The organism is Nodosilinea sp. FACHB-141 (genome assembly GCF_014696135.1).
Taxonomy (GTDB): Bacteria; Cyanobacteriota; Cyanobacteriia; order Phormidesmidales; family Phormidesmidaceae; genus Nodosilinea.
In genome coordinates, this window is sequence record NZ_JACJPP010000002.1 from 135409 (window position 1) to 151684 (window position 16276).

Annotated in this window: 12 protein-coding genes; 6 read left to right on the forward strand and 6 right to left on the reverse strand. The window is 56.1% G+C overall.

Translation table 11 applies throughout. The features are described from left to right. Positions 1-9: 9 nt before the first annotated feature. The 6 genes from H6F59_RS00525 to H6F59_RS00550 all read right to left on the reverse strand — a co-directional run bounded on the left by H6F59_RS00525 (position 10) and on the right by H6F59_RS00550 (position 6038). Positions 10-285 (reverse strand): hypothetical protein, encoded by a 276-nt coding sequence (locus tag H6F59_RS00525; protein WP_190694223.1) that lies wholly within the window; start codon positions 283-285, stop codon positions 10-12. Positions 286-463: 178 nt separating this feature from the next. Next, positions 464-751 carry a hypothetical protein gene (locus H6F59_RS00530; protein WP_190521512.1) on the reverse strand — a complete coding sequence of 96 codons (288 nt, stop codon included), beginning with the start codon at positions 749-751 and terminating at the stop codon, positions 464-466. 306 nt (positions 752-1057) lie between these two features. Then, on the reverse strand, positions 1058-1981 hold the full coding sequence (locus tag H6F59_RS00535) for a tetratricopeptide repeat protein (RefSeq protein WP_190694225.1): 924 nt from the start codon (positions 1979-1981) through the stop codon (positions 1058-1060). Positions 1982-2073: 92 nt separating this feature from the next. Further along, entirely contained in the window at positions 2074-4356 is a 2283-nt protein-coding gene (locus H6F59_RS00540) for a caspase family protein (RefSeq protein ID WP_190694227.1), read from the reverse strand. Between the two features lie 171 nt (positions 4357-4527). Continuing rightward, positions 4528-5433, reverse strand: coding sequence for a tetratricopeptide repeat protein (locus H6F59_RS00545; RefSeq protein ID WP_190694229.1), 906 nt, complete (start codon positions 5431-5433; stop codon positions 4528-4530). A gap of 23 nt (positions 5434-5456) precedes the next feature. Continuing rightward, positions 5457-6038 (reverse strand): hypothetical protein, encoded by a 582-nt coding sequence (locus H6F59_RS00550; protein WP_190694231.1) that lies wholly within the window; start codon positions 6036-6038, stop codon positions 5457-5459. Between the two features lie 207 nt (positions 6039-6245). Here H6F59_RS00550 and H6F59_RS00555 point away from each other — a divergent pair, with 207 nt between their 5' ends. The 6 genes from H6F59_RS00555 to H6F59_RS00580 all read left to right on the forward strand — a co-directional run bounded on the left by H6F59_RS00555 (position 6246) and on the right by H6F59_RS00580 (position 16198). Next, positions 6246-9647, forward strand: a complete 3402-nt coding sequence (locus H6F59_RS00555; protein WP_190694233.1) for a tetratricopeptide repeat protein — start codon at positions 6246-6248, stop codon at positions 9645-9647. A 162-nt stretch (positions 9648-9809) separates the two neighbouring features. After that, a complete protein-coding gene (locus H6F59_RS00560) occupies positions 9810-10043 on the forward strand; it encodes a hypothetical protein (RefSeq protein ID WP_190694235.1) in 234 nt (77 codons plus the stop codon). A 171-nt stretch (positions 10044-10214) separates the two neighbouring features. Further along, entirely contained in the window at positions 10215-11708 is a 1494-nt protein-coding gene (locus tag H6F59_RS00565) for a hypothetical protein (RefSeq protein ID WP_190694237.1), read from the forward strand. Between the two features lie 46 nt (positions 11709-11754). Next, a complete protein-coding gene (locus H6F59_RS00570) occupies positions 11755-12924 on the forward strand; it encodes a DUF1822 family protein (protein ID WP_190694239.1) in 1170 nt (389 codons plus the stop codon). Positions 12925-13077: 153 nt separating this feature from the next. Beyond that, positions 13078-15492 (forward strand): CHASE2 domain-containing protein, encoded by a 2415-nt coding sequence (locus H6F59_RS00575; protein WP_190694242.1) that lies wholly within the window; start codon positions 13078-13080, stop codon positions 15490-15492. After that, the gene (locus tag H6F59_RS00580) at positions 15482-16198 is read left to right on the forward strand and encodes a hypothetical protein (protein ID WP_190694244.1); all 717 of its coding nucleotides are present in this window, start codon (positions 15482-15484) and stop codon (positions 16196-16198) included. Before H6F59_RS00575 ends, H6F59_RS00580 begins: the two co-directional genes overlap by 11 nt. Positions 16199-16276: the final 78 nt, after the last annotated feature.

Genomic DNA, 16276 nt, shown 5'->3' on the forward strand with positions numbered 1-16276 from the left:
TTAAAGCGGCTACCGACCAAACAGCCGCGATAGCCCGGCAAACACAGCAAAAATTTGGTCTACCGACTCAAAGCCCAACCCAGCAAACTGAAAGGCTCCTGAGGATGTATTAGAGGTTTGAGCCAGCGTAGACCCTGGGCAACCACAGCCGCCCGACTGACCCAAAAGGCTTTCACTTTGATCGAATATGGAACCCGAAATAAAAATATCTAACCCGCCAGAAACCTCTTCTAATTCTGTTAGTGACAGCTCAACGGGGGCGAGATCTAAATCATGCTCTTTCATGGCTTACGAAATCCTGTCTCTAGATCAATAACTGGGTCAATCTTGGCCCACTCAAACTTAGGAAACATGCAGAGACATGGTGGAGCCATATCTCTGCATGGAAGCCCTGTAGACTAGTACGCCGAGTGGTTAGAGGGTTGATGTCTAAGGGGCACTCGTCGTTTGGACAGGGGCTTTTTTACAGCCCGAAGCTAATCACATCGGAGTTACCAGAGGCGGTATCAAAGCCAGTGAGAGAGCTAATGCTGCCAGCACCGTTAGGGCCAGCAAAGCTCACCTGATCCATCTTGATACCCGACTGCTCGAAGAAGCTGCTCGCCCCTTTGAACAGGCTGCTGATATCGCCTAGGCCGCTGACACCCCCACTGCAATCGTCGAGTTCGCCTGCGGAAAGCTCAGTGATGGCCAGGTTAGCGGCCTCTTCAGCTTCGGCAATGATGTCGTTGGGCTTGATCATGTCAGACATGGAAGTTTCTCCTTTTGAGAAGTTGTTTTTTCCGAGTTAGGAAGGTAGGTTTATTTGCCTTCCTGTTCTTACCTATGTCTGACGAAGATGAGCTTATTCACAACGTGAGCGGGGATTTTAAAAATTTTAGGTGTATCTTTAAGCCTGCTTGGCTGGCCTCGATCTACGCAATGATGGAGGCAATTCATTCATAAAATTGTAGAGGCATAGCATGCTATGCCTCTACAGGGATACAGATAAGAATTGGGGCTAAACCAACAGAATTTGGAGCGATAGTGGCAGTATCCAGCCTACGGAGTATTTGACTTAGTAATAGCCTTCTTCTGTGGGCTGTAAGGATATTGGAGTAGGGGCATCATTTTCACTAGCTTTGGGCTTTGCAGACTGCTGCAACTGTCGCGCCTGCTGGTGATAGCGCAGGGCAATTTCGTTTTGCCGTAAACCTTCGTGCAGGCTGGCGAGATCGGTTAAGATTTCGGCGGCCAATGCGCGATCGCACTTTTGGCACAGCATCAGGGCAGCTTCAAAATGGGCGATCGCCAAATCAGTGTGACCTGCACCGCTGGCCAGCCGGGCAATGCGCCTGCGAATCATGATTTCGTAGCTGTTGCCTTCTAGCTGGTGCTGGTGCTGACGATAGCCATCGAGAGCGGCTTCGTAGCAGGAAAGAGCGCACCAGTGCTCGCCCCGTACGGCATAGACTCGCCCCATGCAGCCCAGGGTAATGGCTTCACCCAGTTCGTCGCCCAGTTCGTGGCGCAGGGCGAGGGCTTTCTCTAGGGTTCTAAGCGCCAGGCGATAGCGGCGACGATAGTAGAGGCCCATGCCTAGGGTGTGAAGGGCAGCAGCATAGCCTGCATCGTCTGCTGTATTGTGCAGATGCTGCACGGCTTGGGCGGCGTAGTCGTAGGCCCAGCGGTACTGCTGACGTTGGGCAAACACCACGCTGAGGTGGGTGAGGGTGTGACCTAGGGAAACGGCATCTTCGGCGTGGCTAAAGGCGTTGAGCGATCGCAGATAGGCCCCGGCGGCGCGATCCCATTCGCCCAGTTGGCAGTAGAGCTGGCCCAGGGCACTCTGGGTTTTGCCGGTTTCGAGCAAGGCAGGTACAGACCGTAACCAGGAGAGGTGATAGCGCTGTTCAATGGTCTGTACTACCGGAAAAGTCTGCATCAAAATTACCGGGCGGCTCTGGGTCAGGTAAGCGATCGCAAAGCGGGGACTAAGCATAGGAATGGGGTTGAACTCATCTACCTTCTCTTATGTCTGGAGCAGCCAAACCTATGCAGTGGCGGCTAGTTAGCGATCACTCCGCCGAGCGCTCATTTTTCTACTACCTGAATCAGGGTAGACAGGGCCGCGAGCTGGGTGGTGTCTACCCCGCGCACATCACCGCGCAGGCTGTTCGAGCTTCGGGTGCTGCGATCGATGTCGCCCAGTAGGGTTTCTATCACATTGACAGGGTTATCGTTTTGCAAGCCGATGGGGTCGCCGCTACGGGTGTTGTTGGCGACGGCAATTTGCTGAAGACCGCGTAGGGCATCACGCAGGGGACTGGTGCTCACCAGAGTTAGAATTTCAGCATAACCAGAGCTGCTCAAACACAGGTGAAAGGCTTCGCTGGGGTTGCTACAGTAACTGCGGTTCGGGTCGCGCCCTGCCTCCTGACGGGGAATATCTAGCTGCTGACCCGGTTCTAAGAGTGATTCACTTTCAGGAGCATCCCAATCGGTAGGGTGCAGCACTGACATACTCCCTGAGCTGCCGATGGCTAGCACGGCTATGTAGAGGCTACGAAATTCACCATTGGTCACCGTCACCACAATTTCGCTGCCCGATCGCAACGTCTGCCCCGAGCCCTCTAACCGCTGGGCGATCAGCTCACTCTGACCACCCCGGCCGCTGGCACTGCGACCTACAGCCACGGTACTATTGACCGGCTGCACAACGACATCGACATTGAGGTGAGAGGTGTCGCTGTTGAGCACCGATCGCAGCACCTGCCCCGCTAGCAGCAGCTTGAGCGTAGGGTTAAGCCGTTGAATTGCCGCTGCAATGGGCTCATTAGGCTCGCCAAAGCTGTCGCGAATGGCTGACAATCCCGGCGTAAACAGGCCAACGCTGCCTAACTGGCCTACATTCTGCACAGCCTCGGTAGCGGCGATCGCCAGCCCCTGCTCAGTCATACGCCCCAGCAGGTAGTGGGGACTTTGGCCACTGTCTATTGCGACGGGCTGAATGCGGTTGAAGGTGGCTAACTGCGATCGCGCCGTCTCCAACTCTGCCCCCAAAGAGTTATCTAGACCCACTCGCAGGGTCAGATCGGTCGGCACTCCTCGCACCCGCTCCCGCAGTAGTTGCCCCGCTGCGATCTGCCCCCGAGTGCCATCCGCCAGAGTACCGTAGCCCTCCAGCCCTACCCGCCGGGTTTGCTCAACTTGGCCAATCTCATTGCCATTGCTATCTACGACCGAAAAAATGGCTCCACTCTCAAAGGCTGATAGGCTTTGGGATGACACGCCCCCCAGCCAGAACTTGACCTCGCCACTGGCCTCGGTGCCCACCACCACGGCCTCTGCTGCCGGGGACTGGGGACGGCTAAAAAAGAGTGGCTCTTGCCCAAAGTTGCGCCCTGGCTCTACCTCGTAGATGGGTGACTGCACAATGCGAGCGCTGTTGGCCACATCCCGCGTGCTGCGGGATAGGTCGACAAACACGCGATCGAGCGGCAGGCTACCGGGCTGCTGCCACAGATAGCGGGTCAGCGCGTAGGTAAATGCCCCCGCGTAAAACTGCCCCACCCCCTCACCAAAGGAGGCATCGGCGGCCAGCTGGTTGGCCTGGGCTGACCCGAGCGCTACCCCTCGGGCAATGCCTTTACTGCGCTCGGTCTTGAGCTGAGCATGTGACCAGCCCAACCGCGTCAGCCAGCGATCCTGTTCAGCCAGTTCTAGAGCACTGGGTGCCGCATCGCCTAGCGCTACCTGTGATTCAACGGCTCGCATGATCAGCTCGCCTCGGGTGCCACCGCCGGAGTGGCAGCTGTCGAGCATGACGGTCACCTGGTCGGTTTTGAGGTTTGCCATCAGCAAAAACAGGGTTTTGCCCATGATGTCGTTGACTTGGTTGCCCTGTAGGTTGAGCCGAGCGTCGTGGGGTAGCAGGCTGCCGTTGTAGCCCGATGCCCCATTGGCGATCGCAATCGGGTCGGGGTCGCGCACTAAAGAGCCGTGGCCCGAGAAGTGAAACACCACCACATCCCCCGGCTGGGCCTGGTCGATTAGGTGAGTCTCAAAAGCATCTAGCAGGTTCTGGCGTGTGGCGGCCTGGTTTTCTAGGGTGAGAATATTGGCTGGGTCAAAGCCAAAGCGATGTACCAGCAGCTCTTTTTGCATACGCACGTCGGTGAGGCAGCCTCGCAGGGAAGTGACCCCGGCAGGGTACTGGTTGACGCCCACTAGCAGGGCCAGTTTGCGGGGAGTGGGTTGGGCTAGGGCGCGGGCGTAGCGATCGCCCTGCTGCCGCACATTCATCTGGCTGAGGCCTATGGCGGCCAGGGCAGACCCGGCGACCTGCAAAAACCGACGCCGTTTAAAACTTGACATAGGGCATGATCCTAAAAAGTTAAACAACACAGATGGGCCAGATATGACTGCCATGAACGGTTCTATTCGCTCGATTGGATACAAAGTTATCGGCCTGATTTCCTATTGAGCTAATTGAGCCGATTGAGCAAAGGCGACAGATCTAGAAATTTCTTCGACTGAGTTAAAAAACTACGTAATTAACCTCTGATAAAATGCTTTTTGCCTAACCGAATCCAGGAGATTATTGACGGACTCTTCTCCTTGAGAGTCGCTTATTTGTTGATAAACCAGTAACCCTTGTTGATAGCAGCTCGTTGCCTGTTCATACTGACTCAATTCTTCATAGGCTTTACCCTGCCCAACCCATGCGTAGGCTATTTCACATTGGGGTATAAAAGCATTTAAGTCGCGGGCCTGCTGATAGTGCGACGCCGCTCTAGAGTAATCGCCGGTAACTAGAAAGATATCACCTAGATTTAACAATGCAAACGCAGCCTCCACAGGCAAGTGATCATTCGCAAAGGAAAAGGCCTGTTCGTACCATTCAATCGCCTGGCCGTATTCACAGCGATCGCGGTAGAGATTGGCTAGGTTAAAAAATGTCAATGTGATTTGCTGTTGCTGCCCAAAGAGCAGCCGATAAATGGATAATGCCTGTTGAAAACATTCATAGGCTAATTGAGGTTGATCAATTGCTCCATGGGCTCGCCCCAAATTGTTTAGAATATTAGCTTCACTCTCGCGACGGGAAGCTAATTCACGAGCATCAGAATCGGTAAACTGTCGGATAGCCTGTAACGCTTGCTCAAAGCAGTCAAGCGCTTTCTGAAATTCCTTCAAGTTCCGATAGGTAACCCCTAAGTCATTAAGTGATGCGGCTTCGTTTTTGATATCCTTGAGCGTTAGAGCCAGCGATAAGGCTTTTTCTAGTGTTTCAATTTCCTGTGTAGTCTGACCTTCACTTCGAAATAGCGAAATTGCTTGCCAATAAGATTTGGTAGCTGATTGAAGATCATGAGTTTGAACCTGGCTATCGCCTGTTCGCAGGTATGTAACAGCTAAGGAAACCAGAGCATTATGTTGCTTCTGATTCATAGAGATTACCAAATTAGTAGTGGCTAAAAATTATCTTCATCCAAGGCTTCGGTTTGAGCATTGCCGCCTTCTACCGGATGCAACGTGACTTCGAGGGTGGTCCAGTATTCGGTGTTGCCTTCGCGCTTGACTACAAACTCTGTGGGGTCGCTAAAGGCAGATAGGGCCATATCGCGGCGAAATTTTTGCTGGTCAGCATCCCAGTCGATGCCGGTAGCAAAGCGCAGATCGCAGGTACAGGTACCCACATCGTCTAGGGTGACGTCTTCATTGGCCCGCACGTACACAAACCGCAGAGCTTGGCCAGAATTAGCATCTACCAGCTTAAAAACCGCATCGAAAGCATTGCCGTTTTTGACGGTGAGCTGGCCGTAGCCGCTGCCTACGGGAGGCGTAATTTGGGTGCCCGTGGGTAGCGAAACCGGCAGCCGCAGACTGGGCAAAGTTGCTATCCCCGCCACAGACGTGGATAGGGGAGTGAACGCTGTGCTCGGAGGGCTGGAGGTCAACGACGACAGTATTGCGGCTAAACCACATAGCCCGGCCAGGGCCGTCATTTGTAGCCGTCGAGTGGTGGGGCGAAGCGCGGTGGATGTAGAAGTCATGGGAGAAGTTTTCTGCGGTGGGGGAAAAGAGGCCCTAGGGTCTCTCTGCAAGGTTCTATGGCCGAGACTTGGGAACTTATTCACTAGAACTGTAGATTTACTGCCCTGCCAAACGGGGACGCAAAGCTGACGTTGTCTTTGCAGAAAACTGAATAAGTTCACTTCAACCAGCCATATATGCTGATGTCGTCCCCTAGAGGGTTGCTCATGCGTCATTCCGCGATGTGGTTTTGGTTGATCGCTGCTACTGCGCTAGTTGCTGCTGTGCAACAGCCATGTTTATCGGCAGAGGCGCAAAATCCCCACCCGGTTAAGGCTGATGTAACTGTCGCTCAGCAGGATCGAAAAGCCGAGGCTGATGCCCTTCTCCAACAGGGCATTCAACAATTTGAGCAGAGCCAGGTTCAAGCCGCATTGCAGTCCTGGGAAGCTGCGCTAGCCCTCTACCGAGAAATCGAAGACCCTCAAGGGCAAGCGAAAGTGCTGGGTAATCTGGGCAATGTCTACAGTTCATTGAGTGACTATCAAAGGGCGATCGCCTACTACGAGCAAGCCCTACCGCTGTTCCAAGTCCTCGAAAACCAGCAGGGACAAGCCAGGGTGCTGAGCAATCTGGGTGATGTTTACTGGTCATTGAGCGACTATCGAGGGGCGATCGCCTACCACGAGCAAGCCCTGCCACTGTTCCAAGCCATCGAAGATCGGCAGGGGCAAGCCCATGCACTAATAGGTTTGGGTAATGCCTACAGTTCATTAAGCGACTATCGCGGGGCAATCGCCCACTACGAGGAAGCCCTACCACTGTTCCAAGCTATCGAAGATCGGCAGGGGCAAGCCTATGCACTAATAGGTTTGGGTAATGCCTACAGTTCATTAAACAACTATCGTGGGGCAATTGCCTACTACGAGCAAGCCCTGCCGCTGTTCCAAAACCTCGAAGACCGACAGGGGCAAGCCAATGTACTAATAGGTTTGGGTAATGCTTACAATTTATTAAACGACTATCGAGGAGCAATCGCTCACTACGAGCAAGCTCTGCCCTTGTACCAAGCTCTCGAGAACCGGCAGGGGCAAGCCGATGCGCTGAATAATTTAGGTAGCACCTATTGGTCATTGAGTGACTATCGAAGGGCGATTTCCTATCACGAGCAAGCTCTGCCCCTGTTCCAAATCCTCGAAAACCGGCAGGGGCAGGCTAGTGTTCTGAATAATTTGGGTAACGTCCACTGGTCGTTGAGCAATCCTCGAGTGGCAATCACCTACTACGAGCAAGCCCTGCCCTTGTACCAAACCATCGAAAACCGGCAGGGGCAAGCCAATGTGTTGAATAATTTGGGTACCGCCTACGGGGAATTAGACGATTACCGAGAGGCGATCGCCTACCTCGAGCAAGCCCGGCCTCTGTTCCAAGCTCTCGAAGACCGACCGGGGCAAGCCGGTGTGCTGCTTAATCTGGGTACCGCCTACGGGTCATTAAGCGACTATCGAGAGGCGATCGCCTACCTCGAGCAAGCCCTGCCCTTGTACCAAACCATCGAAAACCGGCAAGGACAAGCCAAAGTGCTGGTTAATCTGGGTATTATCTACGGGGAACTAGGCGATTACCGAGAGGAGATCGCCCACTACGAGCAAGCCCTGCCCTTGTATCAAGCTATCGAAGACCGGCAGGGGCAAGCCAGTACGCTAATGAGTCTTGGTAATGCCTATTTGTCATTGAGCGACTATCGAGAGGCGATTGCCTACTACGAGCAAGCCCTGCCCTTGCACCAAGCCATCGAAAACCGGCAGGGGCAAGCCAATGTGCTGGTTAATCTGGGTAGCGCCTATTGGTCATTGAGTGACTATCGAGGGGCGATTGCCTACTACGAGCAAGCCCTACCGCTATATCAAACTATCGAAGACCAACAGGGGCAAGCCAGTACGCTAATGAATTTGGGTAATGCCTATTTGTCATTGAGCAACTATCGGGGGGCGATTGCCTACTACGAGCAAGCCCTGCCTCTGTTCCAAGCCATTGAAGATCGTTCAGGAGAGAGTCTTTTACTGAGCAATTTTGGAGCATTGCTAGCTGCACAAAATCAGCCTGAGCTGGCGATCGCATTCTACAAAGCCTCCGTCAACCTCCGCGAAAGCATTCGTGCAGACCTCCAAGAGCTACCCGAAACCCTCCAGGCGTCTTACACCGAGTCTATTTCAGAGGACTACCGCGAACTGGTGCGGTTGCTGCTAGAGCAAGACCGCGTGCTAGAGGCCCAGCAGGTTTTAGAGCTGCTGCGCGTGCAAGAAATTGATGAGTACCTGCGCGACCTGCGGGGCAACGCCCAAACCGCCCAGGGTCTTGACCTGTGGGATGCAGAGCAGCAGCTCTTGTCTATCTATGTGGAGATGGTAGAGGCAGGGCAAGGTTTCGATGCCTTTCTCAATCGTCCTGAGGTGCAGGCCTTTACCCAACAGCTTCAGCGCAACGCGCGCGGGCAAAACCTCAACCCCGAAACCCTGGCCCGCCTGCAAACCAACCTTCAGCAGCTCGACAATGCCGCGCTGCTATATCCACTGATTCTGGATGACCGCCTAGAGCTGGTGCTCGTCACCCCCGACGGGCTAGAGCGCCAGACCGTGCCCGTCGATCGTGTGCAGCTCAACCAGCTCATTGCCACCTTTCGCACTGACATTACTGGCCGCAGGCCCGAGGTAGAGCAGTCGGCGCAGCAGCTCTACGACCTGCTAATTCGCCCGCTAGAGCCCTATCTCACCGATACCCAAACTATTCTCTACGCCGCCGATGGGCAGCTGCGCTACATTCCGTTGGCGGCGCTGCACGATGGCGAGCAGTGGCTAGTGCAGCGCTTTGGCGTCAATCTCATTACGGCGGCTTCGTTGACCGACTGGGGGCGATCGCAGACCACCGCTCTCTCCGTGCTGGCCGGGGCTTTTTCTGAAGGATACTACCAGGTCAAAGTGGGTGACGAACTGCTGGACTACAACGGCTTGCAGTATGCGGGCTTAGAAGTCGAGCGCATCGCCACCGATATTCCCGCCACCAAAGCCTATTTCAATCAAGACTTTAGCCGCGCCGCCGTGGAGCCTGAGCTGGCAGAGCACTCGATTGTTCACTTCGCCACCCATGCCGAGTTTGTTGCTGGGGCACCCCATGAGTCATTTATTTTGTTTGGCAACGGCGATCGCGTTACCCTGCCCGACATCGCCGAGTGGTCGCTACCGGGGGTAGATTTGGTGGTGCTGAGCGCCTGCCAAACGGCAGTCAGCGGCGAACTAGGACAGGGGGAAGAAATTCTCGGCTTTGGCTACCAGATTCAGCGCACGGGGGCGCGGGCGGCGATCGCCTCACTGTGGTCTGTTAATGACGGCAGCACCCAAGTGTTGATGAATGCGCTGTACGTCGCTCTGCAAGCTGACTATAGCCCCAACGCAGCCCTGCGTCTGGCCCAGCAGGCCATGATCGAAGGCGACTCATCGGTCTTAGGCGTAGATATTCGCGCCGATATTGACCTGGTGACCAATTCTTCAGTATCACCTAATTCAGAAAGCACCAAGCTTAGCCATCCCTACTACTGGGCTCCGTTTATTGTGATTGGCAACGGTTTGTAGGCAGAAAAGCGACTCGCAAGCTAACTCAGCCGCTAGTCAACTACTTCAATTTGTACGACATATCTGTAGATAACGAACCACTACAGATCGCTATTAACAGTAAGAGAGTACACGCTCTTTCTGACTTTTTCAGCTCACCTCAACCATTTGGAGACTTAAATTATGCGATGCCCGCGATCTAACCACTGGTTGTTAGCCCTGTGTACCCAGGTGTTGAAATACTTTTTGCTGAGCGTGGCTGGCTGCACTGTGGCCTATATCGCTGCGATCGCCCTCAGCTGGGGGCTGCTGGCCGAAGTTGCAGCATTTATTTTGGCTTATTTGCTGCGGGAGGGATTTCTGCTGGTGAGCTGTTTAGTCGCCATTACCATCATTAGCGAGTCGATCCAGCGGTAATCGGTTTTTACCCATTCATTCGTTCACCCATTCGCACCATGTATTACAGCCGCAGACCAGCCCACCATCCCCTCGTTGAATAAGCTTCCTTGGCCCAGATATCCGTAAAGATAGCGCGTCGAATCTCCCATGATGCAGTGTAACACTAGTCGCGACTCAGCCTCTAAGACTATGGATAAAGTTTCTCGCTATTGGCACCTTATGCGCCTGTACAGTGCAGGTCACAGCCAAGCTGAACGGCTGCCCCACATACATAACTGGCTTTTGCAAACCTATGGGGCGCTGCTTAGCCAAGCAGAGGACGGTCTGCCAGAGTTACAGAAGGCGTTGCTTCAGCTTTGGTGGTCAGAGGCTAATCAAGCCGACCGAGCCCTGTTGAGCTTGCGCTGCTTCGTTAGCCACCACATTCGAGACGCCTGTGCGCATTTGGCGCGGCAATTTGGTGAGGCCTATGGTTTTACCACCGCCGATCTGCTGGTTAAGGTCTTAGACGACCATGGCCGGCCGCTGCCGCTGCGCCCCTCAGAACCGCTCCTACCGGGCGATTCCTCCAGCGCTAGCAAGCCGCCCTACCGCCCCTTCACTGCCAAAATTTTAGACAGCTATGTCCCAGACCTGGTTGCTGAAGGACAGCCTAAAGACCCCTCCGATACTGCCTCTGAAAACACACTGGAAAAAAAGAAAAAAAAGGCTGCCTTGAGCACATGGTGCAGCCGACTCACCTGCAACCACCCAGGCCTCAATCAGCTGCTGATCAGCAAGGGGCTCTACCGCGTCAGCGATTGGGCCATTTTGAACGACACCAGCCCGGCCCAGATGCAGCGCATTTTGCGCACCTACCACCTGTGCAGCGAGTACGAAGTGGCGACGGCGACGACGCTGCTAGAGCAGTACCAGGCAGTATATCGGCGCGATCGCCTAAATGAGCGCGAGAAAGAAGACAAGAAAGAAGGCGAAAATGAGAGATCTCGCCGCTGCCAGCCCCCCACCCCCGAGCAGCTAGCCAAAATCAACCCCAAAGTATCGGACGAAGCTCTGCTGGCCCAGCTCAGCCAGTTGGCTAGCCAGCTGCGCCAGTACCGCATTCACATCCGCGGTGGCACCCCGACAGTAGGCCCGTCTGAGCCTATCGACTGGGAGCAGGTACCTGCGGCAAACCCGGTCCCCGACGAGCAGGATGAGTTTTTGCAGGGCTACCGTCAGGTGCTCAAAACCGAGCTGAAGAATGCGATCGACCAGACCATTCGCACCAACGTTGACCGCCTCAGCCAAAAAGACGCGATGAAAGCCAAAGCCTACATTCAGGGGCTACATCTGTTTCACTGCAAGGGCATGGCCATGGGCAAGCTGGCCACCCACCTGGGCCTCAACAGCCAGGTGCAGGTGAATCGCTTGCTGGAGCTCAAACGCCTGCGCGCCGATGTGCGTCACCAGCTGATCGCCCAGATCTATCCGCAGGTGCGCCGTCAAGCCCTCGACTACATTTCTGCCGATCGGCTGCACGCTATCGATCAAACCTTAGAGCAGCTACTGACTGAAGATGTCGACCAAATTATCGAAGCTGCCGCTGCCGAAAGCCAAAGCCCCAAACGCGGTATTCCCAAGAGCCTATTTGCCCGCCAGCTCTGCCGAACCATCGACCAATTTATGCCCGATTCGGAGTAAGACCATGCATTTCCCTACCTTCCATTCACCCGCTACCCTAAACCCTATGAGTGATGCCCTTGACCCAATCAATTTTGAGTTTGACCCGCTGCGGTCAACTACCGTCACCCTACCAAGTGAGGCCGTGACCTGGGCAGTGCAGATCGCGCAGCGGGTGCCCGATTCTACCCAGCAATGGTCTACCTTCTTGCGGGCCATGGCGCTGCAAGGGCTCCAGCAGTGGTTAGAGTCTGGGGCTGTCGATCTCGCCCTAAATTACGACCGTTACCAGCCACCTGACCTGGAGATTGCGGGCCGGGTGGGCAACTATCGCCTGTGTCTAGTAGCCCAAGGCAGCCTCAGCGAGGAGGTAATCACGATTCCCACCGCCACTTTGGATGATGCCAGTGAATTTGCCCACCTCTATATCTTGGCGGAGGTACAGGAAGAGGTAAACCAGGTGACAATTTTGGCCGGGCTGCGGCGCGATCGCCTGCTCGCCCAGCGACGAACTCTGGGCCTTGTCTCCCAGCCCAACGGCACCTACCGCATCCCCATCCACTGCTTCAACACTACCCCGGAAGATCTGCTGCTCTATCTCACCTGTCTCAACCCAGCCCAGATCAGTGGCCCGCAAGTCAGCGGCACAGAGACCGCTACCGCCCCCCTTTTCACCGTGCCCCAAACCAGCCCTCTGCCTACACAAACCCGTGACTCGATCAATGTCGGTCGCTGGCTACTCAACCAGCTCGACGCCGTAGCCGACAGCCTGGCCTGGACACTGATGCCGCCGCTGGCCCCTGCTACCGCATTGCGATCCATGAGAACTCCTGTGGAGCAACTCGAAGATATTCTGCGGGACTTGCGGCCCACAGGCGTTACTATTCCGCCTAATGCGCGTGGTGCCTACACCGACCTGCAAACCATGGGGCTGCCCTTCCGTCTCTATGCCTTGACCTGGACGTTAGTTGAGCCTCATCCCCCAGAATGGACGCTGTTTTTGTTCTTAGGCCCTGCCCCCGGCGAGCAGCTACCCCCTGGTACCCGTTTGATTATGCGTGACGCCACCGCCGTGCTGGCCGAGCAAACCTTAGCCCAGGGCAATAAAAGCGGCTTTCTCTACGCCCAAGCGATCGGCACTTGGGATGAAGCGTTTACCGCCACCGTTGAGCTGCCTAACGGCAACACCCTCAACTGGCCCCCGTTTGTGTTTCAGCCAGAAGGGGCAGATGGGTAGGGTGTGTGCAGGTGGATGGGTAGGGGGTGATGGGGTAACAAGTCGCCCACCTTCCCACTCCCTGAATCCTCCACGCCCCATCTCTCCCACTACCCATCTCTCCCACTACCCATCTCTCCTACCCATCCACCCATCCACGCCCCTCCCCCTCCCATGTCCTACCGCCTCACGGTTCATAAAATCGACCAGAGCTGCCTGTTTGAGCTGGCCTGGGGTCAGGGGCAGCGGCTGACGGCCAGTCTGGCGTTTCCGGCTCAGCTCTTTGATCTGTACGAGAGCTGGCGACGGGCCTATCTGGGCTACTACAAACAGTCGCTGCGGGGGCGGGCTGGAGCTATGGGTCAGGTCGCTGTGTTAGAGGTCGATTGGCACAGCCAGCTGGTGCAAGCCGAGGCGCGGCTGCTGTCGGAGTTTCACACCTGGCTCAAGCACGGCGACCTGTTTGACCTGCGGGAAAAGTTGCGGCGAACGGCCCAGAGTAAGGGCAAAGGCCAGGCGCTATTTTTGACCTGCACGCCGCTGGAGCTGGCCCGGCTACCCTGGGAAACCTGGGAGTTTGGTCCCCAGATGCAAATCGTGCGATCGCCCGCCACCATTCGCTCTGCTACGGGCGATCGCAATGAGTTTCGCCGAGGCAAAGCCCGAGTGCTGGCTATTTTAGGAGATGAAACCGGGCTGAATTTTTCCGCAGAGCGCAGCGCCCTCAATGCCCAAAAGCCTTTGATGGACATTCACTACGTGGGTTGGCAGCCGGGCGAAAATGCCGTCGACCTAAAGCAGCGCATTTGCCAAACCATTGCCGACCCCCAGGGCTGGGACGTGCTGTTTTTCGCCGGACACAGTAACGAGGAGGCGCTGCTGGATGGGCAAGTTTTCATTGCTCCCAACACCGCCATTTCGATTAAGGAGCTTAGCCCTTATCTACAACAGGCCGAGCAGCGGGGGCTGCAATGTGCCTTATTCAACTCGTGTAGCGGCTTGGATATTGCCCAGGGGCTAGTCAATCTCGGCCTCAGCCAAGTAGTGATTATGCGCGAGCCCATTCACAATGAGGTGGCCCAGGCGTTTCTGGTGCAGCTGGTGCAGCGCTTGGCCCGCTACGAAAATGTGCAGGAAGCGGTGAAAGGAACCTGTGAGTTTCTCAAGCTGACCAAGCACCTCACTTACCCCTCGGCCTACCTGTTGCCCTCGCTATTTTATCATCCCCAGGCGGTGCCCTACCAGCTTCAGCCGGCGGGGTGGCGCGCGATTCGGCGACGATGGCGACCTACGCAACGGGAAGCGATCGCCCTCGGAGCGTTAGCCTTACTTAGCTTGCTGCCCCTACATCAGCAGTGGCTGCTTGATCAGCGGGTAGCCATGCAAGCTAGATATCGAGACATCACCGGCCAGGTGACCGATGGTGCTACCCCGCCCGTAGTGCTGGTGCAGGTCGATCAGGCTACCTTTGTGCAGCAAGGCATCAGCGACTTTAAGCCCATCGATCGCGCTCTGCTGGCTGATATCATTACCCGCTTAAACGAACTCAATGCCCCAGTCATAGGCATCGACTACCTGCTCGACCTGGCCCAGGCCGATTACGACGCCACCCTCAACCAGGCACTGGGGGCAGCTATGGCCAACCAGGTTTGGCCCGTTTTTATCACAACCCAAAACCCTGGTGGTGATTGGGCTGAGCTGTACTTCCAGGTGGCTGACCCCTACCGGGTGCTGCACGGCGATGCTTGGGTGCCCCAGTGGCACATTCTGCCGTTGCGAGCTTCGCCTGACTATCGCGCCCCCTTTAGCTACCAGCTAGCTTTGGCCCACCGGTTGAGTCAGCAATGGTCGGAGACCGGCACTGAAGGGCGATCGCGCCCCAACCTTCCCCAGCCCGGACTCCCTGGCCCCCCGCTCGAAGCTCAGGTGCAGGCCTACCTGAGAGAGCACAACGATGTCACTCCATCCTCCTGGGTCAAACTGCACCCCATTACGCACATGTCCTATCGGTTCAGGCAGCGCTGGTTGCAACCCCTGCTCGATTTTTCGATTCCCCCTGAGCAGGTCTACAGGTCAGTTTCCGCCGCCGCGCTGCTGGCCGACCCAGAGGGTGAGGTGACACAACTCGATGGTGTTCGCCTAGAGGAAGCCGTGGTGATTGTGGCGGCGGGGGGCTACTACGCTGCCGGGGTTGCCGCCGACGGCGATGACAACCTGCCGATGCCCCCGGCCCTTGGCTATTGGTTTGGGCAGCAGGGCGACAATCGCATCGACCTAACCGGCGGCGAAGCCCATGCCTACATGACCCACCACTTTTTGACTGACCGGCTGGTGGTGCCCATCCCCGACCTGTGGCTGATTTTGGCCGCAGCCCTGGGGGGCAAGGCCCTGGTTCTGTATCTCAGCGATCGCCCTAAACTCGGGCGATCCAGTCTGGGGGCTGCCCTGGGCACAGCCACGGCAGGCTATGGCTGGCTGAGTCTACAGCTTTACATCGGCGGAGCGGTGCTGTTGCCCTGGCTGCTGCCGTCGCTGATGGTTTGGAGTTACGCACTACCGCATTTTAAGGAGGCTAACCGTGAGCAATAACAACTGGATACTGGCCGGGTTGATGACAACGGCAATGGTGAGCAACCTGGGGCTGCCGGTGGCGATCGCCCAGCCCGCCCCCGAGCCATCCCTGGCGTTTGAGCAGGTGTTTGACTTCTTTCGCGGCGAGGTTCGAGACCGTCGCCGGGGCCAAATCAGCGGCTCTAGACCGGTGAGGGATATCGAACCTCCCTGTCTAATCAACCCTGGCGATAGCGAAATCCTCTGGTACCAGAAGCCGTTGTTTGTGCTGCGGGGAGACATAGCTCAGATTGAGGTGCAACCCCAGGGTAACGCTGTCGCATCACCCTGGAATGCCGAACCAACGGCAACCGAGTCAGGCCTGCTGACCGCAGCCTACGATGGCGAGCCCCTGCGGCTGGGCAGACTCTACAACCTGCTGATCTATGAAAACCAGCCGATCTTCGGCCCAGTGCAAACAGTGCAAATTCCCTTTCGGGTAATGGCCGCGGGGGAGGAGCGCGATCGCGTTGCCGCCGATCTCGACCAGCTCACCGCTGAGCTAGCTACTGAGGAAGCCGATGCTGAGGCGATCGCCCAGGCCAAAGCCAACTACTTTCTCGAAAATGAGCTGCCCGCTGATGCCCTGCAAATTCTTTTCACCGTTGCAGCCCCCTCCGAAGAACTGGTCGCTGCCCGCGAAGCCCTAGCCGCCGATATTTGCAGTGAGGAGTTACGGCCCTAACGCACGCCATCCCTATCATCTGTCCAAACCGCTGGTGTAAGAGGCCTCACCAGTAGCGATAAAGTCTGTTTACAGAGG

Coding starts and splice junctions, on each gene's coding strand:
- H6F59_RS00565 (WP_190694237.1), top strand. CDS start 10,215: ATGGATAAAGTTTCTCGCTATTGGCACCTTATGCGCCTGTACAGTGCA.
- H6F59_RS00575 (WP_190694242.1), top strand. CDS start 13,078: ATGTCCTACCGCCTCACGGTTCATAAAATCGACCAGAGCTGCCTGTTT.
- H6F59_RS00535 (WP_190694225.1), bottom strand. CDS start 1,981: ATGCTTAGTCCCCGCTTTGCGATCGCTTACCTGACCCAGAGCCGCCCG.
- H6F59_RS00525 (WP_190694223.1), bottom strand. CDS start 285: ATGAAAGAGCATGATTTAGATCTCGCCCCCGTTGAGCTGTCACTAACA.
- H6F59_RS00530 (WP_190521512.1), bottom strand. CDS start 751: ATGTCTGACATGATCAAGCCCAACGACATCATTGCCGAAGCTGAAGAG.
- H6F59_RS00555 (WP_190694233.1), top strand. CDS start 6,246: ATGCGTCATTCCGCGATGTGGTTTTGGTTGATCGCTGCTACTGCGCTA.
- H6F59_RS00570 (WP_190694239.1), top strand. CDS start 11,755: ATGAGTGATGCCCTTGACCCAATCAATTTTGAGTTTGACCCGCTGCGG.
- H6F59_RS00540 (WP_190694227.1), bottom strand. CDS start 4,356: ATGTCAAGTTTTAAACGGCGTCGGTTTTTGCAGGTCGCCGGGTCTGCC.
- H6F59_RS00550 (WP_190694231.1), bottom strand. CDS start 6,038: ATGACTTCTACATCCACCGCGCTTCGCCCCACCACTCGACGGCTACAA.
- H6F59_RS00545 (WP_190694229.1), bottom strand. CDS start 5,433: ATGAATCAGAAGCAACATAATGCTCTGGTTTCCTTAGCTGTTACATAC.
- H6F59_RS00560 (WP_190694235.1), top strand. CDS start 9,810: ATGCGATGCCCGCGATCTAACCACTGGTTGTTAGCCCTGTGTACCCAG.